At 58.8% G+C, this 24,277-nt stretch carries 22 protein-coding genes; 8 read left to right on the top strand and 14 right to left on the bottom strand.

What is annotated here, in order from left to right; all coding sequences use genetic code 11:
• Window positions 1–69: 69 nt before the first annotated feature.
• The gene (gene rsmI / locus QMK55_RS08155) at window positions 70–942 is read right to left on the bottom strand and encodes a 16S rRNA (cytidine(1402)-2'-O)-methyltransferase (protein WP_102356588.1); all 873 of its coding nucleotides are present in this window, start codon (window positions 940–942) and stop codon (window positions 70–72) included.
• A 209-nt stretch (window positions 943–1,151) separates the two neighbouring features.
• Between rsmI and QMK55_RS08160 the strand changes: the two genes are divergently transcribed.
• The 4 genes from QMK55_RS08160 to QMK55_RS08175 all read left to right on the top strand — a co-directional run bounded on the left by QMK55_RS08160 (window position 1,152) and on the right by QMK55_RS08175 (window position 4,598).
• The gene (locus QMK55_RS08160; protein WP_102356587.1) at window positions 1,152–2,963 is read left to right on the top strand and encodes a penicillin-binding protein activator; all 1,812 of its coding nucleotides are present in this window, start codon (window positions 1,152–1,154) and stop codon (window positions 2,961–2,963) included.
• Window positions 2,963–3,325: a YraN family protein gene (locus tag QMK55_RS08165; protein WP_320329016.1), complete on the top strand. Its 363-nt coding sequence runs from the start codon at window positions 2,963–2,965 to the stop codon at window positions 3,323–3,325. The genes QMK55_RS08160 and QMK55_RS08165 overlap by 1 nt, the downstream gene beginning before the upstream one ends.
• A 104-nt stretch (window positions 3,326–3,429) precedes the next feature.
• Window positions 3,430–4,023: a phosphoheptose isomerase gene (locus tag QMK55_RS08170; protein ID WP_025109297.1), complete on the top strand. Its 594-nt coding sequence runs from the start codon at window positions 3,430–3,432 to the stop codon at window positions 4,021–4,023.
• Window positions 4,020–4,598, top strand: a complete 579-nt coding sequence (locus tag QMK55_RS08175; RefSeq protein ID WP_102356585.1) for a BON domain-containing protein — start codon at window positions 4,020–4,022, stop codon at window positions 4,596–4,598. Before QMK55_RS08170 ends, QMK55_RS08175 begins: the two co-directional genes overlap by 4 nt.
• Window positions 4,599–4,649: 51 nt before the next feature.
• On the opposite strand, the gene QMK55_RS08180 is transcribed toward QMK55_RS08175, so the two are convergent.
• The 7 genes from QMK55_RS08180 to rplM all read right to left on the bottom strand — a co-directional run bounded on the left by QMK55_RS08180 (window position 4,650) and on the right by rplM (window position 9,535).
• Window positions 4,650–5,063, bottom strand: coding sequence for a ClpXP protease specificity-enhancing factor (locus QMK55_RS08180; RefSeq protein WP_003228047.1), 414 nt, complete (start codon window positions 5,061–5,063; stop codon window positions 4,650–4,652).
• Between the two features lie 16 nt (window positions 5,064–5,079).
• Window positions 5,080–5,697, bottom strand: coding sequence for a glutathione S-transferase N-terminal domain-containing protein (locus QMK55_RS08185; protein ID WP_007917025.1), 618 nt, complete (start codon window positions 5,695–5,697; stop codon window positions 5,080–5,082).
• Window positions 5,698–5,843: 146 nt separating this feature from the next.
• Complete coding sequence (locus tag QMK55_RS08190; protein WP_064589123.1) at window positions 5,844–6,626, bottom strand: cytochrome c1; 783 nt, start codon at window positions 6,624–6,626, stop codon at window positions 5,844–5,846.
• Window positions 6,626–7,837: a cytochrome b gene (locus tag QMK55_RS08195; protein ID WP_025109300.1), complete on the bottom strand. Its 1,212-nt coding sequence runs from the start codon at window positions 7,835–7,837 to the stop codon at window positions 6,626–6,628. Before QMK55_RS08195 ends, QMK55_RS08190 begins: the two co-directional genes overlap by 1 nt.
• Window positions 7,837–8,430 carry a ubiquinol-cytochrome c reductase iron-sulfur subunit gene (gene petA / locus QMK55_RS08200; RefSeq protein ID WP_003228055.1) on the bottom strand — a complete coding sequence of 198 codons (594 nt, stop codon included), beginning with the start codon at window positions 8,428–8,430 and terminating at the stop codon, window positions 7,837–7,839. The genes QMK55_RS08195 and petA overlap by 1 nt, the downstream gene beginning before the upstream one ends.
• Window positions 8,431–8,699: 269 nt before the next feature.
• A complete protein-coding gene (gene rpsI, locus QMK55_RS08205; protein WP_003228056.1) occupies window positions 8,700–9,092 on the bottom strand; it encodes a 30S ribosomal protein S9 in 393 nt (130 codons plus the stop codon).
• A gap of 14 nt (window positions 9,093–9,106) precedes the next feature.
• Complete coding sequence (gene rplM, locus QMK55_RS08210; protein ID WP_007917032.1) at window positions 9,107–9,535, bottom strand: 50S ribosomal protein L13; 429 nt, start codon at window positions 9,533–9,535, stop codon at window positions 9,107–9,109.
• A gap of 245 nt (window positions 9,536–9,780) precedes the next feature.
• On the opposite strand from rplM, the gene QMK55_RS08215 reads away from it, so the two are divergent.
• Window positions 9,781–10,821, top strand: coding sequence for an NADP(H)-dependent aldo-keto reductase (locus QMK55_RS08215; protein WP_102356584.1), 1,041 nt, complete (start codon window positions 9,781–9,783; stop codon window positions 10,819–10,821).
• Between the two features lie 156 nt (window positions 10,822–10,977).
• On the opposite strand, the gene QMK55_RS08220 is transcribed toward QMK55_RS08215, so the two are convergent.
• Window positions 10,978–12,114, bottom strand: a complete 1,137-nt coding sequence (locus QMK55_RS08220; protein WP_102356582.1) for an acyl-CoA dehydrogenase family protein — start codon at window positions 12,112–12,114, stop codon at window positions 10,978–10,980.
• A gap of 250 nt (window positions 12,115–12,364) precedes the next feature.
• Here QMK55_RS08220 and QMK55_RS08225 point away from each other — a divergent pair, with 250 nt between their 5' ends.
• A complete protein-coding gene (locus tag QMK55_RS08225) occupies window positions 12,365–13,261 on the top strand; it encodes a GlxA family transcriptional regulator (protein ID WP_178082134.1) in 897 nt (298 codons plus the stop codon).
• Window positions 13,262–13,462: 201 nt separating this feature from the next.
• On the opposite strand, the gene zapE is transcribed toward QMK55_RS08225, so the two are convergent.
• The 3 genes from zapE to QMK55_RS08240 all read right to left on the bottom strand — a co-directional run bounded on the left by zapE (window position 13,463) and on the right by QMK55_RS08240 (window position 16,657).
• Complete coding sequence (zapE, locus tag QMK55_RS08230) at window positions 13,463–14,557, bottom strand: cell division protein ZapE (protein ID WP_102356580.1); 1,095 nt, start codon at window positions 14,555–14,557, stop codon at window positions 13,463–13,465.
• A 90-nt stretch (window positions 14,558–14,647) separates the two neighbouring features.
• A complete protein-coding gene (locus QMK55_RS08235) occupies window positions 14,648–16,003 on the bottom strand; it encodes a tryptophan--tRNA ligase (RefSeq protein WP_320329017.1) in 1,356 nt (451 codons plus the stop codon).
• 24 nt (window positions 16,004–16,027) lie between these two features.
• Window positions 16,028–16,657, bottom strand: a complete 630-nt coding sequence (locus QMK55_RS08240) for an alpha/beta hydrolase (protein WP_320329018.1) — start codon at window positions 16,655–16,657, stop codon at window positions 16,028–16,030.
• 144 nt (window positions 16,658–16,801) lie between these two features.
• Between QMK55_RS08240 and QMK55_RS08245 the strand changes: the two genes are divergently transcribed.
• Window positions 16,802–17,236 (top strand): YhcB family protein, encoded by a 435-nt coding sequence (locus QMK55_RS08245; protein ID WP_064392879.1) that lies wholly within the window; start codon window positions 16,802–16,804, stop codon window positions 17,234–17,236.
• A gap of 274 nt (window positions 17,237–17,510) precedes the next feature.
• On the opposite strand, the gene QMK55_RS08250 is transcribed toward QMK55_RS08245, so the two are convergent.
• Window positions 17,511–18,245: an OmpA family protein gene (locus QMK55_RS08250; RefSeq protein ID WP_102356578.1), complete on the bottom strand. Its 735-nt coding sequence runs from the start codon at window positions 18,243–18,245 to the stop codon at window positions 17,511–17,513.
• Window positions 18,246–18,361: 116 nt separating this feature from the next.
• A complete protein-coding gene (locus QMK55_RS08255) occupies window positions 18,362–19,012 on the bottom strand; it encodes an MBL fold metallo-hydrolase (RefSeq protein ID WP_320329019.1) in 651 nt (216 codons plus the stop codon).
• 203 nt (window positions 19,013–19,215) lie between these two features.
• On the opposite strand from QMK55_RS08255, the gene QMK55_RS08260 reads away from it, so the two are divergent.
• Complete coding sequence (locus QMK55_RS08260) at window positions 19,216–24,249, top strand: matrixin family metalloprotease (RefSeq protein ID WP_320329020.1); 5,034 nt, start codon at window positions 19,216–19,218, stop codon at window positions 24,247–24,249.
• Window positions 24,250–24,277 lie beyond the last annotated feature (28 nt).

The following is a 24,277-nucleotide window of genomic DNA, read 5'->3' on the forward strand; positions in this document are numbered from 1 at the left end:
CGCGCAGGTTAACGGCAGAGCGCCCGAAGAACAAGCGCTAATAGCCGCGAAACCTGTCTGCGCGACGGGTTACTCGCCCTTCTGCTTGTCCAGCGCAACCTGGTAAAGCACGTTTTTGCGCTCACCGGTGATTTGTGCGGCCAGCGCGGCGGCGCGCTTGAGCGGCATCTCTTCCAGCAGCAAATCGAGGATGCGCATCGCCTCGCTGCTGACCGCATCTTCAGACTCCGGCGCCGACCAGCCAGCCACCAGTACCACGCACTCGCCGCGCTGCTGATTGCTGTCGGACTCGACAAATGCCCGCAGCTCGGCCAGCGGCAAACCTTTAAGCGTTTCGAACGTCTTGGTGATTTCGCGGGCCAGCAAGGCCTGACGCTCGCCACCGAACACCGCTTCCATGTCCTGCAGGCATTCGAGAATGCGGTGCGGGGCCTCATAGAAAATCAGCGTGCGCGGCTCTTCTTTAACCGCTTCCAGTCGCGCCTTGCGCCCCACCGACTTGGCCGGCAGAAACCCTTCAAAGATGAAGCGATCCGATGGCAGTCCCGCCGCTGACAGCGCCGCGATCAACGCGCAGGCACCCGGCACCGGCACCACATTGATCCCCGCCGCCCGTGCCTGACGCACCAGGTGATACCCCGGATCGGAAATCAGCGGCGTACCCGCATCGGAAATCAGCGCAACATTGTCGCCGGCCAGCAGCCGAGTGATAAAGCGGCTACCTTCATCACGCTCGTTGTGTTCATGGCATGCGGCCAACGGCGTGGCAATGCCGAAGTGCTGCATCAACCGCGCCGAGTGGCGCGTGTCCTCAGCGGCAATCAATGCCACCTCGCGAAGGATTTTCAGGGCCCGGGCACTGATGTCGTCCAGGTTGCCGATGGGCGTCGCCACCACATAAAGCGAGCCAGCAGCGGAATTCAGGGAACCTGGAGCAGTCAAAGCGCACACCTCATGATCGGTAAAGCCGGCATTGTAACGCGTCCCGAGGCTTGCGATGCGTTCCGGCCGACGCCGGTTTTGTGCGTCTTTGTGCGATGCCGCAACATTTACTTCAGCTAAATTGACGGTTTCACTCCAGTAACATCGCGCCCCGGCCAGTGCTTGGGTACAATTCCACGCTAATTTGATCGAGTATCAGGAACACTTACATGATCGCTTGCCTGCGGCTGTTCACTGCCCTCTGCCTCGCTGCCTTGCTGGCGGCCTGCGCCAGCTCCCCTTCCTCCAGCCTTGGCGAACTTCCACGGACCCCAGATGCCAGCATCGAGCAACTGCTCGAACAGGCTACCCAGGCCAAGACCCCGGAAAAAGCCGCTCTGTTGCGCCTGAGCGCGGCAGACCTGGCTTACCGCCAGGGCAACGCTGGCCAGTCCGCGCAGATCCTGCAACAAGTGCCAATGGAGCAGTTGAAGCCTGGCCAGCAGATTTTCGCCAACACCCTGTCTGCTGAACTGGCAATGACTCGCAATCAGCCAAAAGCTGCGCTGACCGCTCTGAGCCATCCAAGCCTGCAGCACCTGAGCGAGATGCCGGAAGAGCAGCAGGTGCGCACCGGCACCGTGCACGCCCGCGCACTGGAAGCCGACGGCCAGACCCTGCCTGCCGCACGCGAGCGCATCTTTATCGCGCCAATGCTCAAAGGCGAAGCCGCCAGCAAGAACCACGAAGCGATCTGGACCCTGATCGCCTCGCTGCCGACCGATCAACTGCAACCCAACACCTCCGACGATCTCGGTGGCTGGATGGGACTGGCCCTGGCGGTGAAAACTGCCGGCACCCTGGAACAGCAGCAAGCCGCGATCGATGCCTGGCGTGCGCAGAATCCAAAGCACCCGGCTGCGATCAACCTGCCGCTGCCGCTGACCAAACTCAAGGAGCTGGCCAGCCAGCCCCTGAGCAAGATCGCCCTGCTGCTGCCACAGGACGGCCCGCTGGCCGCCGTTGGCAAAGCCCTGCGTGAAGGCTTCATGGCGGCGCACTACCAGGCCCAACAAGCCGGACAGAAGCCGCCTGCCATCGAGTTCTATGACAGCTCGAAACTGACCTCGATGGACGAGTTCTACCGCAAGGCGCAGGCCGATGGCGTGCAACTGGTGGTTGGTCCACTGGAAAAGCCACTGGTCAAACAACTGAGCACTCGCCCGCAACTGCCGATCACCACCCTCGCACTGAACTACAGCGAAGGCGATCAGGGCCCGGCGCAACTGTTCCAGTTCGGTCTGGCCGCTGAAGACGAAGCACGCGAAGTCTCGCGCCGTGCCCGTGCTGATGGCCTGCATCGCGCCGCAATCATGGTGCCGAAAGGCGAATGGGGCGACCGCGTGTTGCGCGCATTCAGCCAGGATTGGCAGGCCAACGGCGGCAGCATCGTCGCCACCGAACGCGTTGATCAGCCGGTGCAACTGGCCCAGCAGATCGCCGACATGTTCCAGCTGCGTCAAAGCGAAGCCCGCGCCAAGAGCCTGCAGAACGCCGCCGGCACCAACGTCGCCGCGCAGCCTTCGCGTCGTCAGGACATCGAATTCATCTTCCTGGCCGCCACTCCGCAACAGGCACAGCAGATCAAGCCGACGCTGAACTTCCAGTACGCCGGTGACGTTCCGGTCTACGCCACCTCCCACGTCTACAGCGCCAGCGGCGATGTGAATCAGTACAACGACATGAACGGCATTCGCTTCTGTGAAACACCGTGGCTGCTGGAGACCAGCGATCCGCTGCGCCAACAAGTGGTTGCACAGTGGCCGCAGGCTGCCGGCAGCCTTGGCCGCCTGTACGCGATGGGCGTGGACGCCTATCGCCTGGCTCCGCGCCTGGGCCAACTCAAAGCCCTGCCAGACAGCCGCATCGAAGGTGAATCGGGCAACCTCGGCATGACCCAGACCCAACGCGTCGTGCGTCAGCTGCCTTGGGCACAGTTCGTCAGCGGTCAGGTTCAACGCCTGCCGGACACGCCGCGCTGATGCCCGACAGCTCGCACCTGCAAAGCGGTAAGGATGCCGAGCGCCAGGCGCTCGAGCATCTGCAACACCAGGGTCTGCGCCTGCTGGCGCAGAACTGGTCATGCAAACGCGGCGAGCTTGATCTGGTCATGCTTGATGGCGATACAGTAGTATTCGTTGAAGTCCGCTACAGAAAAAACACTCAATGGGGTGGCGCGCTCGCTAGCATCGATGAGCGCAAACGGCAGAAACTGATTTTCGCCGCGCAGTATTTTCTTCAGCGCGAGTCGCGCTGGGCCGATTCCCCTTGCCGCTTCGACGTGGTGGCCATCGACAGGCACCCGAATCAGTTGAACTGGTTGCAGAATGCTTTCGATGGTTGATTCTCCGCACATCACACCGGACACTTTCACCGACAATTTTTGCTCTTTGCTTTGCGGGCTGCACATTCATGTGCCGAACAGCCGCGCCACTTAAGGTCACACAGATGGACATGCAATCCCGAATTCGCCAGCTTTTCCAGGCCAGTATCGACACCAAGCAACAGGCGATGGACGTACTTGCACCGCACATCGAGCAAGCCAGCCAGATCATGGTCAACGCCCTGCTGAACGAAGGCAAAATGCTTTCCTGTGGCAACGGCGGCTCTGCCGGCGACGCCCAGCACTTTTCCTCGGAGCTGCTGAACCGCTTCGAACGCGAACGCCCGAGCCTGCCCGCCATCGCCCTGACCACGGACAGCTCGACGATCACCTCGATCGCCAATGACTACAGCTACAACGAAGTGTTCTCCAAGCAGATCCGCGCACTCGGTCAGCCAGGCGATGTGTTGCTGGCCATTTCGACCAGCGGCAACTCGGCAAACATTATTCAAGCGATCCAGGCCGCACATGATCGCGAAATGGTTGTCGTAGCATTGACTGGCCGCGATGGCGGCGGCATGGCATCGTTGCTGTTGCCTGAAGACGTCGAAATCCGTGTACCGGCCCATGTCACCGCACGTATTCAAGAAGTCCATCTGCTGGCGATCCATTGCCTCTGCGATCTGATCGACAGCCAATTGTTCGGGAGTGAAGAATGACCCCTAATCGCCTTGGCCTTCTGGCCTTGACCCTGTGCCTCGGCATCAGCGGCTGCACTTCGGTGGTGAATGCCAGCCGTGAAGCACCGATTGAAGACGACCGCGGCACCCGAACCTTCGGCAGCAAAATCGACGACTCGCTGATCGAGACCAAAGTCGGCGTCAACGTGGCCAAGGCCGACCCGGCCCTGGACAAGGACTCGCACATCGTCGTCACCAGCTTCAACGGCGTGGTGTTGCTTGCCGGCCAGACGCCGCGCGAAGACCTCAAGGCCAAGGCCGAACAGGCCGCTGCCAACGTCCAGCGCGTGAAGAAGGTGCACAACGAGCTGCAAGTGATCACGCCTTCAAGCTTCCTCGCCCGCCAGAACGACTCCTGGCTGACCACCAAGATCAAGACCCAGATGCTGACCGATGCCAGCATTCCAGGCTCGCGCATCAAAGTCGTGACCGAGAACGGCATCGTCTATCTGCTGGGCCTGCTGACCAAACAGGAAGCCCAACAGGCGACCAACCTGGTGCAAGGCGTTTCCGGCGTGCAAAAGATCGTCAAGCTGTTCGAATACATCGACTGACACCCAACGCGCAGACATAAAAAAGGCGATCCATCCGGATCGCCTTTTTTATTACTTCACCACTTTCAGGCTTGGCCGGCCACTTGGGCGGGGCGGCTCGCTGTCCGGTGGCGGCAAGTCGTCATCCGGCTCGATATCGTCTTCGTCATCCATCGGCGACTCGAGATCGAACACCATGCCCTGACCGTTTTCCCGGGCATAGATACCCAGAATCGCACTGATTGGCACGTACAGACTGTGCGGGACACCACCAAAGCGACCCTCGAAGGTCACCACGTCGTTGTCCATGTGCAAATGCCGAACAGCACTGGGCGAAATGTTCAGGACAATCTGCCCGTCACTGGCGAAACCCTGCGGCACCTGCACCGCCGGGTACTCGGAGTTGACCAGCATGTGCGGGGTGCAATCGTTATCAACAATCCACTCGTAGAGCGCGCGGACCAGATAAGGTCGACTGGAGTTCATAGCGGCTCCTTAAGCCTTAGCGCATATCGCGTTCGACACCAGACAGACTCGCCTGGAAAGCCTCACGCGCAAACGAGCGCTCCATATAATCAAGCAGCGGCTTGGCTGGCCGCGGCAGTTCAATACCCAGAATCGGCAAACGCCAGAGTATTGGCAATAGGCAGCAATCCACCAGACTTTGTTCCTCACTGAGGAAAAACGGCTTGTCGGCAAACAATGGCGACACGCCCGTCAGGCTTTCACGCAATTCCTTGCGCGCCACGACTCGCGCGGCCTCCTTGGACTTGGGATCCAGAATCAGATCCACCAGACCACACCAGTCGCGCTGAATACGATGAATCAGCAAACGGCTGTTGGCACGCGCCACCGGGTAAACCGGCATCAATGGCGGATGCGGGTAACGCTCATCCAGATATTCCATCACCACGGTCGACTCCCACAACGCCAGGTCACGATCGACCAGCGTCGGCAGACTGCCGTAAGGGTTTACCTCAATCAGTTTAGGCGGCTGGCGACCAGCTTCCACATAAATGATCTCGGCGCTGACACCCTTCTCTGCAAGCACAATGCGCACTCGGTGGGAATAGTGGTCGGCGGGGTCGGAGTAACAGGCCAACCGATTGGTCACGCCCATGGCGATCCTCCTCGCTTGTTGAAATTGTCGGAACCGGAAAAACGCGCGCGCCCAGAGGGTGCCTCCCGCAACGCCTGGCTGACCAGACGCTGCGTTATCGGAGGCGCCCTTGGGCGCGCGCGATTAACAGCAATGCTTGAAGCGTATCAGTGCACGTCTTTCCAGTATTCACGCTTGAGCAGGTAGGCGAACACAAAGAAGAACGCCAGGTACAGCAAGACATAAGTACCGATGCGCTGATGTTGCAGCTTAACCGGGTTAGCCGAGTAAGCCAGGAAGGTTACCAGATTCTTGACCTTCTCATCGAACTGCTCTTCGTTCAGAGCACCGGTTTTCGGCACGATGGTCAACTGATCGCACGCTTCATGGGTCAGCGGCGTACCGGTCAGTGGATCATATTGCTTCTTGCCGTCTTCGACGATCTGTACCTGTTTGCAACCAACCACCTGGCGACCTTGCAGACCGACCAGCACGTTAGGCATGCCGACGTTCGGGAAGACCTTGTTATTCACGCCCCATGGACGTGCAGGATCTTCGTAGAACGAGCGCAGATAACCGTAAAGCCAGTCAGTGCCACGTACGCGAGCGACCAGAGTCAGATCCGGCGGCGCAGCGCCGAACCAGGTCTTGGCGTCCGCCGGCTGCATGCCGATGTTCATGTGGTCGCCGATCTTGGCACCGGTGAACACCAGTTTCTCGAGCATCATTTCGTGTGGAATGCCGAGGTCATCGGCAACCCGCTCGTAACGCTGGAACTTGGCACTGTGGCAACCCATGCAATAGTTGGCAAAGGTACGCGCACCATCTTGCAGGGCAGCTTTGTCGGACACATCGATGTCGACTTTTTCCAGCTCTGGGCCACCGTGTTCGGCGGCGAAAGACAGCACAGGCAAAGCAGCAAAAATCAGAGCAAAAAATAACTTTTTCATCAGCCAGTCACCCTTTCCGGAACCGGTTTGGTCTTCTCGAGCCTGGTGTAGAACGGCATCAGAATGAAGTAGGCGAAGTACAGGAAGGTGCAGATCTGCGACACCAGCGTGCGCTCCGGCGTCGGGGCCAGTACGCCCAGAATGCCGAGGATCACGAACGCGATGCAGAACACCACCAGCCAGATTTTGCTCATCCAGCCCTTGTAGCGCATCGATTTGACCGGACTGCGGTCAAGCCATGGCAGCACGAACAGCAAGGCAATCGAGGCGCCCATGGCGATAACGCCCATGAGTTTGTCCGGAATGGCACGCAAGATCGCGTAGAACGGCGTGAAGTACCAGACCGGTGCAATATGCTCAGGCGTCTTGAACGGATTGGCCTGCTCGAAATTTGGTTTTTCGAGGAAGTAGCCGCCCATTTCCGGGAAGAAGAACACGATAAAGCAGAAGATAAACAGGAACACCACCACGCCGACGATGTCTTTCACGGTGTAGTACGGGTGGAAGGCAATGCCGTCCAGCGGAATACCGTTTTCGTCTTTGTGCTTCTTGATGTCGACGCCGTCAGGGTTGTTCGAGCCGACTTCATGCAGCGCCAGAATGTGCAGCACCACCAGACCGAGAATCACGATCGGTAGCGCGACAACGTGCAGGGCGAAGAAGCGGTTCAGGGTGATCCCGGAGATCAGGTAGTCACCACGAATCCACTGGGTCAGGTCGTTACCGATGACCGGAATCGCACCGAACAGCGAGATGATTACCTGGGCACCCCAGTAGGACATCTGGCCCCACGGCAGCAGGTAACCCATGAACGCTTCAGCCATCAGTGCCAGGTAGATCAGCATGCCGAAGACCCACACCAGCTCACGAGGCTTCTGATACGAACCGTAGAGCAGGCCACGGAACATGTGCAGATAGACCACGATGAAGAACGCCGAAGCGCCGGTCGAGTGCAGCAGACGCAGGATCGAGCCGTACTCGACGTCGCGCATGATGTATTCAACGGAGGCAAACGCCTCTTCTGCCGACGGCGTGTAGCTCATCGTCAGCCAGACACCGGTGACGATCTGGTTGACCAGCACCAGCAGCGCCAGGGAGCCGAAGAAGTAGAAGAAGTTGAAGTTTTTTGGAGCGTAATACTTGCTGAGATGGTCTTCCCACATTTTGGTCGCGGGGAAGCGCGCATCAACCCAATCCATGAACTTGCTCATCACGCTTTCTCCGTATCGACGCCAATGACAATCAGGTCATCGGTCTCATAGGAATGCGGGGGAACTGGCAGATTCAAAGGCGCAGGTTGCGACTTGTAGACGCGGCCAGCCAGATCGTAGTGGGAACCGTGGCAAGGGCAGAAATAGCCACCGACCCAGTCTTTACCCAGATCCGCAGGCGCCACTTCGGGACGGAAGGTTGGTGAGCAACCCAGGTGTGTGCAAATGCCGATCAGCAGCAGAATTTCCGGCTTGATCGAACGCACTTCAGGGTCGACATAGGTAGGTTGCGTGGAGTTTTTGGAAGTCGGATCGGAGAGCTGGCCCTCGATCTTCTTGAGATTCCCCAGGATTTCCGCAGTACGGCGGACAATGAACACCGGCTGACCGCGCCACTCGGCAATCATCTGCTGTCCTGGCTCGATCTTGCTGACATTCACTTTCACCGGTGCACCAGCGGCTTTCGCCTTGGCACTGGGAAACCATGACCCCACGAACGGGACCGCAGCCCCCACCGCTCCTGCAGCACCCACCACGGATGTGGCTGCTACCAAGAAGCGACGCCGGCCTGCATTCACGCCGTCATTGCTCATTCAGTCCTCTCCCATCAGCTTTGTGACCTGTTAAATCAGGCATCTACTAAATAAATCAATGTTACTTATAAAAATTTTGCCGAGATGGTAATGAAAAGCCCCAATTCTGACAAGGGAATTACCCGGAGCTCCCACCCTCAAGCCTTGTAGTATAGGGGGTCTACGAATGTGGCAAGTTGTCACAGCGCAATTCTTTAATAAATCGCAGGCATAAAAAAACGCCCGGTTCCGTGAGGAATCGGGCGTTCTTTTTTGAACGTGGAAACGAATTAACGCTTCGAGTACTGCGGACGCTTACGCGCTTTACGCAGACCAACTTTCTTACGTTCAACTTCACGGGCGTCGCGGGTAACGAAGCCAGCTTTGCGCAGAGCGCTACGCAGGGTTTCGTCGTAGTCCATCAGAGCGCGAGTGATGCCGTGGCGGATTGCGCCAGCTTGACCACTTACACCACCGCCGATCACGGTGACGTAGATGTCGAATTTCTCGACAGTCTCGGTCAGCTCCAGCGGCTGACGAACTACCATGCGGGCAGTTTCGCGGCCGAAGAAGTTATCCAGCGAACGGTTGTTGATGGAGATATTACCAGTACCCGGACGCAGGAAAACGCGTGCGGTTGCGGTCTTGCGACGGCCAGTGCCGTAATTTTGAGTCGCCGACATAATGTACTATTCCGTTAAAACTTCAGTTCTTGGGGCTGCTGAGCAGTATGTGGGTGTGCAGCGCCCGCATAGACTTTCAGCTTACGGTACATGTCGCGACCCAGTGGGTTTTTAGGCAGCATGCCTTTAACCGCGGTCTCGATCACGCGCTCAGGGGCTTTAGCGATCAGCTTTTCAAAGTTGATCGACTTGATGCCGCCCGGGAAACCGGAGTGGGAGTAGTACATTTTGTCAGTGGTTTTAGCACCGGTAACACGAATCTGCTCAGCGTTGATTACGACGATGTAGTCGCCGGTGTCAACGTGAGGAGTGTACTCAGGCTTGTGCTTGCCACGCAGACGGCTCGCGATTTCGGTGGCCAGACGACCCAGGGTCTGACCAGCAGCGTCGACGACAAACCAGTCGCGCTTTACTGTTTCCGGTTTAGCAGTAAAAGTTTTCATTCTTTATAGCCTCAGGGGCCGCCCTGTAAATTAGACGGCGGATCTTACTGAATAGTGCGTACTTTGACAAGTCAAAGGCAGCCGGATACAGACGCTTTCGGGGGCTCGGGTCGGCGCGTCCGTTCAACGGCAAGATTCTTCGGCGGCGGCGCATCACTTCCACTGCAGAAAGAGGTCGGCAATTATGCAGATTGCGAAAAATATTTCAACCTGCTTTTATGATTGTTTTGCCCAAGGAGCACCCGATGGACTATCGCCAGCTAGGCCGTACCGACCTGAACGTGAGCGCAATCTGCCTCGGCACCATGACCTGGGGCGAGCAAAACACTGAAGCTGAAGCCTTCGCCCAGATCGAACACGCAAAAGAAGCCGGGATCAACTTCATCGACACCGCCGAGATGTACCCGGTGCCGCCAAAAGCCGAAACCTACGCCACTACCGAGCGCTACATCGGCAACTACTTCAAGAGTCGCGGCGACCGCGCCGACTGGATCCTCGCCAGCAAGATCGCCGGCCCAGGCAACACCATCGACTACATCCGCGACAAAAACCTGCGCCACAATCGCCAGCACATCACCGAAGCGGTGGATGCCAGCCTCAAGCGCTTGCAGACCGACTACATCGATCTCTATCAACTGCACTGGCCGGAGCGCAGCACCAACTTTTTCGGACAACTGGGCTACAAACACAAGATCGAAGCCAACCTGACCCCGCTCGAAGACACCCTCGAAGCGCTCGACGAGCAAGTGAAGGCCGGCAAGATCCGCCACATCGGCCTGTCCAACGAAACCCCGTGGGGCACCATGCGCTTCCTCGCCCTGGCCGAGGCCCGTGGCTGGCCGCGTGCGGTGTCGATCCAGAACCCGTACAACCTGCTCAACCGCAGCTTCGAGATCGGTCTGGCGGAGATCGCCATCCGCGAACAATGCGGCCTGCTGGCCTATTCACCACTGGCGTTCGGTTTCCTGTCAGGCAAGTACGAAGGTGGCGCCCGTCCGCCGAAAGGTCGCCTGAGCCTCTACAGCCGCTTCAGCCGCTATTTCAACGCGCAGTCGGAAGCAGCGTGCAGTCGTTACGTTGCACTGGCCCGCGAACACGGTCTGGATCCGGCGCAAATGGCGCTGGCGTTCGTGACCCGGCAACCGTTCGTCACCAGCAACATCATTGGTGCGACGACGCTTGAGCAACTGGACACCAACATTGCCAGTTTCGATCTGAAGCTTTCCGATGAAGTGCTGGAAGGGATCGAGGCTATTCACAAGGATCATCCGAATCCGGCGCCTTGATCGACCGCTAAAAGCTTCGCGAGCAGGCTCGCACCCACAGGTACAGCGATCCATTGTGGGAGCGAGCCTGCTCGCGAAGAGGCCAGTCGGATCGCCTCAACAGCGGAACGCGGAGCGTCCCCGGCGACATTCCCACGCAGAGCGTGGAAACGAAGATCAGAGCGACCGCGCAATGATCTCCTTCATGATTTCATTGGTGCCGGCATAGATCCGCTGCACACGCGCATCCGCCCACGCCCGGGCCACCGGGTATTCCCACATGAATCCGTAGCCGCCGTGCAACTGCACGCACTCGTCGAGCACCTTGCATTGCAGGTCGGTGCCCCAGTATTTAGCCATCGCCGCCGTCGGCACGTCGAGCTTGCCCTGCAGGTGCAGCTCCAGGCAGCGGTCGACGAAGACCCGGCCGATCTGAATCTCGGTGGCCATCTCCGCCAGTTTGAAGCGCGTGTTCTGGAAGTCGGCGATCGCCTTGCCGAACGCCTTGCGATCACGGGTGTAATCAAGCGTCCATTTCAGCGCAGCTTCGGCTGAGGCCAGACCACCGATCGCCACGGTCAGACGCTCCTGCGGCAGTTCCTGCATCAAGTAGGTAAACCCTGCCCCGGCCTGCCCCAAGAGGTTTTCCTTCGGTACGCGCACGTCCTGGAAGAACAATTCCGACGTGTCCTGGGCCTTCATTCCGACCTTCTCCAGACGCTTGCCCTTCTCGAAGCCCGGCGTATTCGCCTCCACCACAAACAGACTGGTGCCCTTGGCGCCGGCCTTCGGATCAGTCTTGGCGACGACGATGACCAGGTCAGCCAGAAAGCCGTTGGTGATGAATGTCTTGGAGCCGTTGATCACGTACTCGTCGCCGTCCAGCACTGCGGTGGTCTTGACCCCTTGCAGGTCGGAGCCGGCGCCCGGCTCGGTCATGGCGATGGCACTGACCATCTCGCCCGAGACCAGTTTCGGCAGGTACTTGTGCTTCAGCGCCTCGCTGCCGTAATGCAGGATATACGGCGCGACGATGTCCGAATGCAGTGAGAAACCGATACCGGTCAACCCGAGACGACCGACCTCCTCGATCACCACCGCGCTGTACAGAAAGTCCGCGCCCAGGCCGCCGTATTCTTCCGGCAGATGCGAGCAGAGCATCCCCGCCTCCCCTGCCTTGTTCCACAGCTTGCGGTCGATGTGGCCCTGTTTCTCCCATTGCGCATGGAACGGCACGGCCTCTTTTTCAAGGAAGGTTCGTACGCTGTCACGGAACAATTCGTGCTCGGAGCTGAACAAGGTTCTGGGGATCATGCGGCACCTTTCTTTCTTGTTGAATGGATATGACCTTCAGAGACTAAGCCCCACCTCCGATACAGGACACTGGACACATCCGACAAAAAATAAGACGATCCAGCCGTCTGGTGACCACTTTCCCTTATAAAAACAAAACAAAAGTTGAATTATGTCCAAGCAAGTCTCCACGCCCTTGCGGCGCGTCAGCATCCTGGCAATCGACCGGGTTTTCGCATCCACTCTCATGCAGGCCAAGGATTTCTTCCATCTGGCCAGTCTGCGTTACGGCAAACAACTGGGCCACGGCCTGACACCGGCGTTCGAAACGCGCCTGGTCAGCCCCGATGGCAAACCGGTAAACAGTTTCAGTGACGTGGTGATGCCGGTGGACGGCGGCCTGGAAAACGCCGATGTCATCGTCCTCCCGGCATTCTGGGACGACTTCGAAACGCTTTGCGGTCGTTATCCACAGATTCTGCCGTGGTTGCGCGAACAACACGCCCGTGGCGCCGTGCTCTGCGGCGAAGCCACCGGAGTGTTCTGGCTGGCCGAGGCCGGGTTGCTCAACGGCAAGGAAGCGACCACCTACTGGCGTTTCTTCAATGCGTTCGCCGAGCGTTTCCCGAAGGTTTACCTCAATCAGGACAAACACCTGACCGACGCCGACAACCTGTATTGCGCCGGCGGCACGACGTCGGCGTGCGATCTCTATATCTACCTGATCGAACGCTTCTGCGGGGCCAACGTGGCGCAAGCCGTGGCCCGCGACATTCTTTATGAAGTGCAGCGCAGCTATTCGCCGGGGCGTATCGGTTTCGGCGGCCAGAAGCTGCATCAGGACGTGATCATCCTGCAGATCCAGCACTGGCTCGAAGAGCACTTCGCAGACAAGTTCCGCTTCGAAGACGTGGCTCGCGAGCATGGCATGAGCATCCGCAACTTCATGCGCCGCTTCCAGACCGCCACCGGCGACAAGCCGCTGCATTACCTGCAACGCCTGCGTATCGAGACCGCCAAAGGCTTGTTGTCCGGCAGCCGCAAGAGCATCAAGACCATCAGTTATGAGGTCGGCTACGACGACGCGAGCTTCTTTGCGCGGCTGTTCCGCCAGCACACTGAATTGTCGCCGAACCAGTATCGGCAGCAGTTTCAGCAGGCAGCTTAACCCTCCCCCCCGATGATCGTTCCCACGCTCTGCGTGGGAATGCTGCCAATGGACGCTCTGCGTCCGCCCCGGAATGTGACGCAGAGCGTCACGGTATGCATTCCCACGCGGAGCGTGGGAACGATCAGTGTGCGCGGGCCGGTGAATTCGAGATAAAAAAAGGGCCTGTAATTGCAGGCCCTGTTTATTCGCCGAATCTGTTTAAGGCTTGTGCGCCCTGGACAGGAATTCGTGCGATTGCATCTCCAGCAGACGGCTCAGCGTACGCTGGAATTCGAACGTCAGGCGTCCGCCGGTGTACAGGTCTTTCAACTCGACTTCGGCAGAAATGATCAGCTTGACGTTACGGTCGTAGAACTCGTCGACCATGTTGATGAAGCGCCGGGCGATGTCGTCGGTGGTGACACTCATCTGCTCGACGCCGCTGAGCAGCACGGCGTGGAAGATCTTGCCCAGTTCGATGTAGTCGTTCTGGCTGCGTGGGCCGTCGCACAGTTCGCGGAAATCGAACCAGGCCACGTCATCGCAGGTGCGCAAGGCGCGGATTTCGCGGTTCTCGATCATCAGCACATCGTTCTCGACCGCTGCAGTGCACTCTGGCGTCAGCGCACGGAAGCTCTTGCGCAGGCTTTCGTGAGCCGCTTCGTCCAGCGGATAGTGGAACAGCTCCGCCTGTTCGAGGTGACGCAGACGGTAGTCGACGCCGCTGTCGACGTTGACGATTTCGGTGTTCTGCTTGATTAGCGCGATGGCCGGCAAGAAGCGTGCACGCTGCAGGCCGTCCTTGTACAGGCCGTCCGGGACGATGTTCGAGGTCGCGACCAGGGTCACGCCGTTCTTGAACAGTTCTTCCATCAGCGTGCCGAGGATCATCGCGTCGGTGATGTCGGAGACGAAGAATTCATCGAAGCAGATCACCCGCGATTCAGTCGCAAAGCGCTTGGCGATGATGGTCAGCGGGTTTTTCTCGCCGCCAAGGGTTTTCATCTCTTCGTGCACACGCTTCATGAAGCGGTGGAAGTGGGTACGGGTCTTTTCCTTGAACGGCAGCGCTTCGAAGAAGGTGTCGACCAGGTAAGTCTTGCCGCGGCCCACACCGCCCCAGAAATACAGACCCTTGACCGGCGTCTGATCCTTCTTGCCGAACAGCTTGCTCAGCAGGCCCGGCTTGTTCTGGTCAGCGGCGATCAGATCTTCGTACAGGCGCTGCAAATGACGCACAGCAGTTTCCTGCGCGGCGTCGTGAAAGAAGTCCGGGCGTTTCAGATCAGCTTGGTATCGTTCTAGGGGCGTCATAATTCGTTAGCAAGGCAACAAAAACGGGCCGTCACTGTAGCGACGGCCCGTAGGAATGGCAATCAGCCCTTGGTCGGGCCGCGCCGTGGATTAGTCCTGAACCGGGGTCAGCGCAACGCGCAGGGCCTCGATGGCCGCATCACGTGCAGCGGCATCGGCGAAGGCCGGGCTGTCGCCGACGCACTCGCCTTGCAGCCAGACACTGAAGCTCAGGTCTTGATTGCGGATGTCCAGCGCCTGACCGGATTGCAGTTGCTTGGTCACCTGGCCTGCGGTTTTGCCGTCGGCGAAGTTGCGCGACAGCAGCAGTTGCTCGCCATCGGCCGCCAGCAGACGGAAACGGAAGCTGCCGTCGTCTTCGCGGAAGCTGACGAAACGCGCGGCTTTCGCGGCTTTCTTTTTGGTGGTTGCAGCGACTTGCACCTGATTGACGAAAGAACGCAGGCCAACCGCTTCACGCAATTCATTGAGGAACGGCGTCGCCACAGAACGGGCCTTCTTCGCGCCGATTTGCAGGATGTCTTCCAGGTCTGCCGGGCGCTCGATCAACTGGTGATACTTGTCGCGCGCTTCGCCGAGGTCGTTGTCCAGCAGCTGGAACAGACGATTCTTCGCCTCGCCCCAACCCAGGCCACCGAGCAGTTCGCTGCGGAACTCGTCAGCCTGCGCAGGCGTGGCGAACGCCTGGAACAAGGTGAACAGGTGCGAGTTGTCCGGATCTTTCGCTTCGCCCGGCGCTTTGGAGTCGGTGACGATACGGGAGATCGCGTCCTTCATCTCTTTGGCGCTGGAAAACAACGGAATGGTGTTGTCGTAGCTTTTCGACATCTTGCGCCCGTCGAGGCCTGGCAATGTCGCCACGCTTTCCTCGATCAGCGCTTCGGGCATGGTGAAGAACTCTTTGCCCTGGCCGAACAGGTGATTGAAGCGCTGACCGATGTCACGCGCCATTTCCACGTGCTGGATCTGGTCACGACCGACCGGCACCTTGTGTGCGTTGAACATCAGGATGTCCGCCGCCATCAGCACCGGGTAGCTGTAGAGGCCCATGGTGATGCCCGCATCCGGGTCTTCACCGGTCTCGACGTTCTTGTCCACCGAGGCCTTGTAGGCGTGCGCGCGGTTGAGCAGGCCCTTGGCCGCGACGCAAGTCAGCAGCCAGGTCAGCTCAGGGATTTCCGGGATGTCGGACTGACGGTAGAACGTCACGCGGTCGACATCCAGGCCACCGGCCAGCCAGGTCGCGGCGATTTCCAGACGCGAGCGCTGGATGCGCAGCGGGTCATCGCATTTGATCAGGGCGTGGTAGTCGGCCAGGAAGTAGAACGAATCGGCATTGCTGTCGCGGCTGGCAAGGATCGCCGGGCGGATGGCGCCGGCGTAGTTGCCCAGGTGCGGCGTGCCGGTAGTGGTGATGCCGGTGAGGATACGGGTACGGTTCGTCATGGGTAATCGCTTGTCAGACTGCAATCAATTCGAGAGACGCGGCAGGAGCAGATCCTTGAGATCGGTCAGCTTGCCATGAAAAAAGTGTCCGCATTCTGCCACTTTCAGCAGCTCATGGGGGCGCTGGAGTTGTTCCGACCAGTCGTAGACCAGTTGCGGATCGATCACTTCGTCGGTTTCCGGCTGGATCACGGTGAGTTCGCCCTGCTGCGGCAGTTGATCCTGATCGCCCAGGCGCATCACCGCCGGCGCGACCATGAACAGGTGCTTGAGCTGCACGCCTTGGGCTTCGAGACGACCGCCGAGACTTGCTGCAACAAATCCGCCAAAGGAGAAACCGAACAGGGTCAGCGGCAGATCCGGGTGTTTCTCGCGCAGCCATGCGGCGGCGGCCTGAGCGTCGTCGACTTCACCGCTGCCCATGTCGTGGGAGCCTTCGCTGGCGCCGACGCCGCGATAGTTGAAGCGCAAGGTAATCAGACCCGCGTCACGTGCGGTGCGCTGCAGGGTCGAGACGACCTTGTTGAGCATGGTGCCGCCCTGCACCGGGTTGGGATGGCAGATCAACGCGACGCCGCGTGGCTGCTCATTATCCAGGTACAGCGCTTCAATCTGGCCGACTGGGCCGGCAATCACTACAGGGGTTTCACGCATCAGCAAGGAAGGAACTCCGTGACCTCGAATCGGGTCGACTCGTCTAGCAAATTGTCTGTGCCAATCTATTGCGAGTGAATCGCGGTATACAGCGCAGGTTCGAGCCGTTAACGTAAAGCAAAGCCGTTTATAGAGGAAGGACTCGTGGAACACTCGCTCTTAGTTTGGTTGTTACCGACTCTTGCCCTGGTTGTGGGTGTCGCCATTGGATTCCTGATCGCTCGCGTCGCACCGAATGCCGCGCCGAGCCGTACGCAGCGTCAACTGGATGATATCCAGGAGCGTTTCGACAGCTATCAGAACGAGGTGGTCACCCACTTCAACAGCACTGCGATGCTGGTCAAGAAGCTGACCCAGAGCTATCAGGAAGTACAGGATCATCTCGCCGAGGGCGCCAACCGCCTGGCCCTGGACGAGCAGACCCGTCAACGCCTGATCGCCGCTTTGCACGCCGATGCCGCACAGGCACCGCGCGAACGCCTGACGCCGCCGCGCGATCAGGAGCCGCCACGCGACTACGCACCGAAAACCCCGAACTCACCGGGCATGCTCGATGAGCACTATGGCTTGAAGAAGTAATCAGCGGTTTGCAGAAGTAGTCAGCCTTCGCTGCAAACAAAAAGCCCCCGGACAGTGATGTGTCCGGGGGCTTTTTTGTGTCCGATGATTTGTGGCTGATTGTTATGCCCCCTTCGCGAGCAAGCTCGATCCCACAGGGTCAGGCGTGGAACACAAATTTTGTGTACACCATCACCACCTGTGGGAGCGAGCTTGCTCGCGAAGGGGCCGGCACGGGCCACACAAAAAAATGCCCGATCACCAGGACCGGGCATTTCTTCATTCAGGCATTCAGTTACGGATACTGCTGAACCGTACCCGGCTGTTGCTGCTGACCACCATACTGCTGACCCGGAATCGCCTTCAGGTTGACTTCAACGCGGCGGTTCTGCGCACGGCCATTGACGTCACCGTTGCTGGCAATCGGGTTATCCGGACCAGCGCCACGGGCCGAGAGGTTGGCACCGCTGACACCTTGCGAAGTCAGGTAGGTTGCCACGCTCTGCGCACGACGCTGGGACAGGTCCATGTTGTGCTGGCGGGCGCCGGTGCTGTCGGTGTAACCGACGATTTCGATCTGGTTCTGATTGAACTCTTTCAGCGAATTCGCCAGGTTGTTCAGTGGCTGATAGAAGCTTGGCGCGATGTTCGCCGAATCGGTGGCGAAGGTGATGTTGCCCGGCATGATCAGTTTGATCTGATCGCCCTGACGCTGCACTTCAACCCCGGTGTTGGCCATGCTGGCGCGCAGTTTTTTCTCTTGCTGGTCGGCGTAGTAACCGTAACCGGCGGCCGAAGCACCCACCACCGCCGCGCCGATCAAGGCACCCTTGCCACGGTTGTTGTGGTCGATGGCAGCACCCGCCAGGGCACCGGCCAAAGCGCCGAGACCGCCGTACTTGGCGGTTTTGCTCATGCCTTGCGAGCCACCGTCGGCCTGCCCCTGATTGTCATACGGGTTAGGTGAGGCGCAGCCGGCCAACATGGCCACAGCGGTAGCAACAATAATCAAACGAGGCGTGGTGAACATGAAGAGCTCCTGGTTTTTTCGCATTCTGTGTGGCAGCGGCCCTAGGCAATAGACCTTTGCGGGCGTTGGATCATGACAATGCCGAAAAATTCCGCCGCACACTCGTGACAAAATGTTTAGGCGCGCACGAACGGGTTTTCGCGCATTTCATCCCCAAGACGCGTGTCCGGGCCATGCCCGGTGATCACTGTTGCGTCTTCGTCCAGGGTGTACAGCCGCTGCTTGATCGATCGCACGATGGTCGCCTGATCGCCGCCCCACAAATCCGTGCGTCCTACGCCGCGACGAAACAGCGTGTCGCCGGCAATCAACAGCTTAGCCTCGGAAAACCAAAAACTCATGGAACCGGGTGTATGTCCCGGCGTATGCAGCGCCACACCGCAGCCGCAGGCCAGTTCTTCATCGTCGCTCAACCAGCGATCCGGCGACGGCACCGGGGTGTAAGGCACGCCGAACATCTGGCATTGCATCTCGAGGTTGTCCCACAGGAATTGATCCTCTTTGTGCAGATGCAGGGTCGCGCCGGTTTTTTCTTTCATCTGCCCGGAGGCGAGAAAGTGATCAAGATGCGCATGGGTGTGGATGATACTGACGACTTTCAGGCCGTGGGCATCGAGGCGCGCCATGATCAGGTCGGGATTGCCGCCCGGGTCGACGACGATGGCTTTTTTGCTGATCGGGTCGCCGATGATCGTGCAGTTGCACTGGAGCGGGCCGACGGGGAAGGTCTCGCGAATGAGCGCGAGCGCAGGGCTGGGAGCAGTCATGGGAAATCCTGGACGAACGGTAGTGGGGCTTGTTTCAGAATTCTACTTCACAAGCCGATACAGATCGCCCGGTCAGAATTTGACGCCACCAATCAGAAAATAGTGGCCCAATGATGTCAAACAATCTGGTTCTGGTGCAAAATCGCATTTTTTTGTAGCGGTCGCATTCAGGAAGGGCCGCAGCGCACTCAGGAAATTCCCCCATGCCTACGCCTATTACGTTCTCCTTCGCGTTCCCCGCCTCACTGACTGGCAGTGCTGTCGTCGACAGCCTGATTGCCGGTAAATACTGGCTGGGCTCCACTTGGCCATTGGGTGGGACGACCAGTCTGAGCTATAGCTTCATGGCTCCAGGAACCTCGTATTTCGCCACTAACTACAGTCCGAAAAACGAATATAACGCGCTGTATGAACTGACGTCCGCGCAAAAAACTGCGATCACCAGTGCACTGGGTGCATGGAGTGCCGTCGCCAACCTGACGTTCACGCTGACCAGCGACAACATCAACAATGTTGGCGACTTGCGTTTTGGTGGCTATCGGTTGATGGACAACAAAACCGCAGCATGGGCTTACTTTCCTGACAACCTTCCTGCCGCCGGTGACGTCTGGGTCGGCACAGAAACCAGCGACCCGAATCCAGGCAAGGGCACTTACGATTACATGACGTTCGTGCATGAAATTGGCCATGCGTTAGGCCTCAAGCACCCCTTCGATACCAGCGCCACCAACAAGACGCTGCTGGACCCATCACTGGACGACGTTCATTTCACAGTGATGAGCTACAACAGCAACTATTCCTATCAGCCGACAACACCAATGGTGCTGGACATCATTGCGATGCAGAGTCTGTATGGTGCAAACATGCTCTGGCAAACCGGCGACAACTCCTACAAGTGGGATGCCAACCAGTCGGTTTTTGAAACAATCTGGGACGCAGGTGGTAACGACACCATTGATGGCAGCAATCAACTGACATTTGTCGATATCAACCTCAATGAAGGCACCTACAGCACGATCGGCAAAGCATTCACCGATTTGAACAACAACACCCAGATCAATGACGGCCTAGCGATTGCTTTTGGCGCCAAGATCGAAAACGCCATTGGCTCGGTATTCAACGACACGCTGACAGGCAACGCGCTGAACAATGTTCTCAATGGTATTGAGGGCGCCGACACCATGGACGGCGGCGCCGGGAATGACACTTATTACGTCGACAACATCGGTGACGTGGTTATCGAGCGCGGTACCTCGGCGTCGGAAATAGACCTCGTCAACGCCGCCATCAGCTACACCCTGGGCGCAAATGTGGAGAACCTCACGCTTCTCTACGGTGGCAATATCAACGCCACAGGCAATGAGCTGAACAACACGCTCACCGGCAACAGCGGCGACAATATCCTCGACGGTGGTGCCGGTATCGACCGCATGATCGGCGGAGCCGGCAACGACACCTACATCGTCGACAACTCGGGCGACGTGATCGTCGAAACCAGCACCCTCGCCAGCGAAATCGACACCGTGCGTTCTTCGATCAACTGGGTACTGGGCGCCAACCTGGAAAACCTCACGCTGACCGGCACCGGCAATATCGCCGGTTATGGCAACGCCCTGGACAACGTGATCATCGGCAACGATGGCAACAACGAACTCAGCGGCCAGGGGGGGCTCGACACCCTGATCGGCGGTAAGGGCGACGACGCCTACCTGGTCGATCAAATCGGTGAGCTGGCGCTGGTCAAGGAACTGGCCAACGAGGGTACCGACACCCTTTATGTCACCTACGCTGCCACGGCGCAGACCAACACCGTCGACCTGAGCACCAGCAACCTGCAGAACTTCGAGAACGTCACCCTGCTCGGCGCCGGCCAGTTCAATATCATCGGCAACGACCTGAACAACACCCTGCTGGGCAACGCCGACGCCAACACCCTCAACGGTGGTGCCGGCGACGACTTGCTTGATGGTCGTGCAGGCGCCGACACCCTGATCGGTGGCACCGGCAACGACACCTACATCGTCGACAACTCGAGTGACGTGATCGTCGAAACCAGTACCCTCGCCAACGAAATCGACACCGTGCGCTCCTCGGTCAACTGGGTGCTGGGCGCCAATCTGGAAAACCTCACGCTGACCGGCACCGGCAACCTCGCCGGTTACGGCAACGCCCTCGATAACGTGATCATCGGCAACGATGGCAACAACGAACTCAGCGGCCAGGGGGGGCTCGACACCCTGATCGGCGGCAAGGGCAACGACGCCTACCTGGTCGATCAAATCGGTGAGCTGGCGCTGGTCAAGGAATTGGCCAACGAGGGCACCGACACCATTTACATCACCTACACTTCCACGGCGCAGACCAACACGGTCGACCTGAGCACCAGCAACCTGCTGAACTTCGAGAACGTCACCCTGCTCGGCGCCGGTCAGTTCAACGTAATCGGCAACGCCTCCAACAACACCCTTACCGGCAACAGCGGCGACAATATCCTCGACGGTGGTGCCGGTATCGACCGCATGATCGGCGGAGCCGGCAACGACACCTACATCGTCGACAACTCGGGCGACGTGATCGTCGAAACCAGCACCCTCGCCAGCGAAATCGACACCGTGCGTTCTTCGATCAACTGGGTACTGGGCGCCAACCTGGAAAACCTCACGCTGACCGGCACCGGCAATATCGCCGGTTATGGCAACGCCCTGGACAACGTGATCATCGGCAACGATGGCAACAACGAACTCAGCGGCCAGGGGGGGCTCGACACCCTGATCGGCGGTAAGGGCGACGACGCCTACCTGGTCGATCAAATCGGTGAGCTGGCGCTGGTCAAGGAACTGGCCAACGAGGGTACCGACACCCTTTATGTCACCTACGCTGCCACGGCGCAGACCAACACCGTCGACCTGAGCACCAGCAACCTGCAGAACTTCGAGAACGTCACCCTGCTCGGCGCCGGCCAGTTCAATATCATCGGCAACGACCTGAACAACACCCTGCTGGGCAACGCCGACGCCAACACCCTCAACGGTGGTGCCGGCGCCGACACCATGAAAGGTGGCGCGGGCAACGATACCTACTACGTCGACAATGCTGGCGACGTGATTGTTGAAACCAGTGCCTCGCTTGACGAAATAGACACTGTGATGTCGACATTGAGCTATTTCCTGGGCACCAACCTGGAAAATCTCACACTGCTGGGTACCGCAAACATCAACGGCACAGGCAATGAGCGAAACAATGTCATCACCGGCAACAGCGGTGACAATATCCTCGACGGCGGCACCGGTATCGACCGCATGATCGGTGGCACCGGCAACGACACCTATATCGTCGACAACTCGGGCGACGTGATCGTCGAAACCAGCACCCTCGCCAACGAAATCGACACCGTGCGCTCCTCGGTCAACTGGGTGCTGGGCGCCAATCTGGAAAACCTCACGCTGACCGGCACCGGCAACCTCGCCGGTTACGGCAACGCCCTCGATAACGTGATCATCGGCAACGATGGCAACAACGAACTCAGCGGCCAGGGGGGGCTCGACACCCTGATCGGCGGCAAGGGCAACGACGCCTACCTGGTCGATCAAATCGGTGAGCTGGCGCTGGTCAAGGAATTGGCCAACGAGGGCACCGACACCATTTACATCACCTACACTTCCACGGCGCAGACCAACACGGTCGACCTGAGCACCAGCAACCTGCTGAACTTCGAGAACGTCACCCTGCTCGGCGCCGGTCAGTTCAACGTAATCGGCAACGCCTCCAACAACACCCTTACCGGCAACAGCGGCGACAATGTCCTCGACGGTGGTGCCGGTATCGACCGCATGATCGGCGGAGCCGGCAACGACACCTACATCGTCGACAACTCGGGCGACGTGATCGTCGAAACCAGCACCCTCGCCAGCGAAATCGACACCGTGCGTTCTTCGATCAACTGGGTACTGGGCGCCAACCTGGAAAACCTCACGCTGACCGGCACCGGCAATATCGCCGGTTATGGCAACGCCCTGGACAACGTGATCATCGGTAACGATGGCAACAACGAACTCAGCGGCCAGGGGGGGCTCGACACCCTGATCGGCGGTAAGGGCGACGACGCCTACCTGGTCGATCAAATCGGTGAGCTGGCGCTGGTCAAGGAACTGGCCAACGAGGGTACCGACACCCTTTATGTCACCTACGCTGCCACGGCGCAGACCAACACCGTCGACCTGAGCACCAGCAACCTGCAGAACTTCGAGAACGTCACCCTGCTCGGCGCCGGCCAGTTCAATATCATCGGCAACGACCTGAACAACACCCTGCTGGGCAACGCCGACGCCAACACCCTCAACGGTGGTGCCGGCGACGACTTGCTTGATGGTCGTGCAGGCGCCGACACCCTGATCGGTGGCACCGGCAACGACACCTACATCGTCGACAACTCGAGTGACGTGATCGTCGAAACCAGTACCCTCGCCAACGAAATCGACACCGTGCGCTCCTCGGTCAACTGGGTGCTGGGCGCCAATCTGGAAAACCTCACGCTGACCGGCACCGGCAACCTCGCCGGTTACGGCAACGCCCTCGATAACGTGATCATCGGCAACGATGGCAACAACGAACTCAGCGGCCAGGGGGGGCTCGACACCCTGATCGGCGGCAAGGGCAACGACGCCTACCTGGTCGATCAAATCGGTGAGCTGGCGCTGGTCAAGGAATTGGCCAACGAGGGCACCGACACCATTTACATCACCTACACTTCCACGGCGCAGACCAACACGGTCGACCTGAGCACCAGCAACCTGCTGAACTTCGAGAACGTCACCCTGCTCGGCGCCGGTCAGTTCAATCTCATTGGCAATGCGTCCAACAACACACTGATTGGCAACAGCAGCAACAACACTCTGGATGGCGGTCTCGGTACGGACACTTTTACGGGCGGAGCAGGCGCGGACATTTTCAGGTTCAGCGCCCTCAATGATATGGGCAAAGATTCCAGCCGCGATGTCATTACCGACTTCAACAGCCTGCAAGGCGACAAAATCGACTTGAAACTCATCGACGCGAACTTGCTTCAGAATGGTCTCAATGGTTTTACATTCATTGGTTCGAATGAGTTTTCGGGAGCCGGGCAGTTGCGCTTCGTTGATCACGTTCTGTCAGGGAATGTCAGCGGCAACAGCGGGGCCGATTTTGAAATTCAACTGGTTGGCGTCAACAGCTTCAGCGCCAATGATTTGTTGGCCTGACGGAAAAGCGGACTTGCGAAGAAATAGA

It is taken from the genome of Pseudomonas sp. P8_229 (assembly GCF_034008635.1).
Taxonomy (GTDB): domain Bacteria; phylum Pseudomonadota; class Gammaproteobacteria; order Pseudomonadales; family Pseudomonadaceae; genus Aquipseudomonas.

Excerpts from the sequence above, each read along its gene's own strand:
- QMK55_RS08160 (WP_102356587.1), top strand. The coding sequence starts at position 1,152 with ATGATCGCTTGCCTGCGGCTGTTCACTGCCCTCTGCCTCGCTGCCTTG.
- QMK55_RS08165 (WP_320329016.1), top strand. The coding sequence starts at position 2,963 with ATGCCCGACAGCTCGCACCTGCAAAGCGGTAAGGATGCCGAGCGCCAG.
- QMK55_RS08170 (WP_025109297.1), top strand. The coding sequence starts at position 3,430 with ATGGACATGCAATCCCGAATTCGCCAGCTTTTCCAGGCCAGTATCGAC.
- QMK55_RS08175 (WP_102356585.1), top strand. The coding sequence starts at position 4,020 with ATGACCCCTAATCGCCTTGGCCTTCTGGCCTTGACCCTGTGCCTCGGC.
- QMK55_RS08180 (WP_003228047.1), bottom strand. The coding sequence starts at position 5,063 with ATGAACTCCAGTCGACCTTATCTGGTCCGCGCGCTCTACGAGTGGATT.
- QMK55_RS08185 (WP_007917025.1), bottom strand. The coding sequence starts at position 5,697 with ATGGGCGTGACCAATCGGTTGGCCTGTTACTCCGACCCCGCCGACCAC.
- QMK55_RS08190 (WP_064589123.1), bottom strand. The coding sequence starts at position 6,626 with ATGAAAAAGTTATTTTTTGCTCTGATTTTTGCTGCTTTGCCTGTGCTG.
- QMK55_RS08195 (WP_025109300.1), bottom strand. The coding sequence starts at position 7,837 with ATGAGCAAGTTCATGGATTGGGTTGATGCGCGCTTCCCCGCGACCAAA.
- petA (WP_003228055.1), bottom strand. The coding sequence starts at position 8,430 with ATGAGCAATGACGGCGTGAATGCAGGCCGGCGTCGCTTCTTGGTAGCA.
- rpsI (WP_003228056.1), bottom strand. The coding sequence starts at position 9,092 with ATGTCGGCGACTCAAAATTACGGCACTGGCCGTCGCAAGACCGCAACC.
- rplM (WP_007917032.1), bottom strand. The coding sequence starts at position 9,535 with ATGAAAACTTTTACTGCTAAACCGGAAACAGTAAAGCGCGACTGGTTT.
- QMK55_RS08215 (WP_102356584.1), top strand. The coding sequence starts at position 9,781 with ATGGACTATCGCCAGCTAGGCCGTACCGACCTGAACGTGAGCGCAATC.
- QMK55_RS08220 (WP_102356582.1), bottom strand. The coding sequence starts at position 12,114 with ATGATCCCCAGAACCTTGTTCAGCTCCGAGCACGAATTGTTCCGTGAC.
- zapE (WP_102356580.1), bottom strand. The coding sequence starts at position 14,557 with ATGACGCCCCTAGAACGATACCAAGCTGATCTGAAACGCCCGGACTTC.
- QMK55_RS08235 (WP_320329017.1), bottom strand. The coding sequence starts at position 16,003 with ATGACGAACCGTACCCGTATCCTCACCGGCATCACCACTACCGGCACG.
- QMK55_RS08240 (WP_320329018.1), bottom strand. The coding sequence starts at position 16,657 with ATGCGTGAAACCCCTGTAGTGATTGCCGGCCCAGTCGGCCAGATTGAA.
- QMK55_RS08250 (WP_102356578.1), bottom strand. The coding sequence starts at position 18,245 with ATGTTCACCACGCCTCGTTTGATTATTGTTGCTACCGCTGTGGCCATG.
- QMK55_RS08255 (WP_320329019.1), bottom strand. The coding sequence starts at position 19,012 with ATGACTGCTCCCAGCCCTGCGCTCGCGCTCATTCGCGAGACCTTCCCC.
- QMK55_RS08260 (WP_320329020.1), top strand. The coding sequence starts at position 19,216 with ATGCCTACGCCTATTACGTTCTCCTTCGCGTTCCCCGCCTCACTGACT.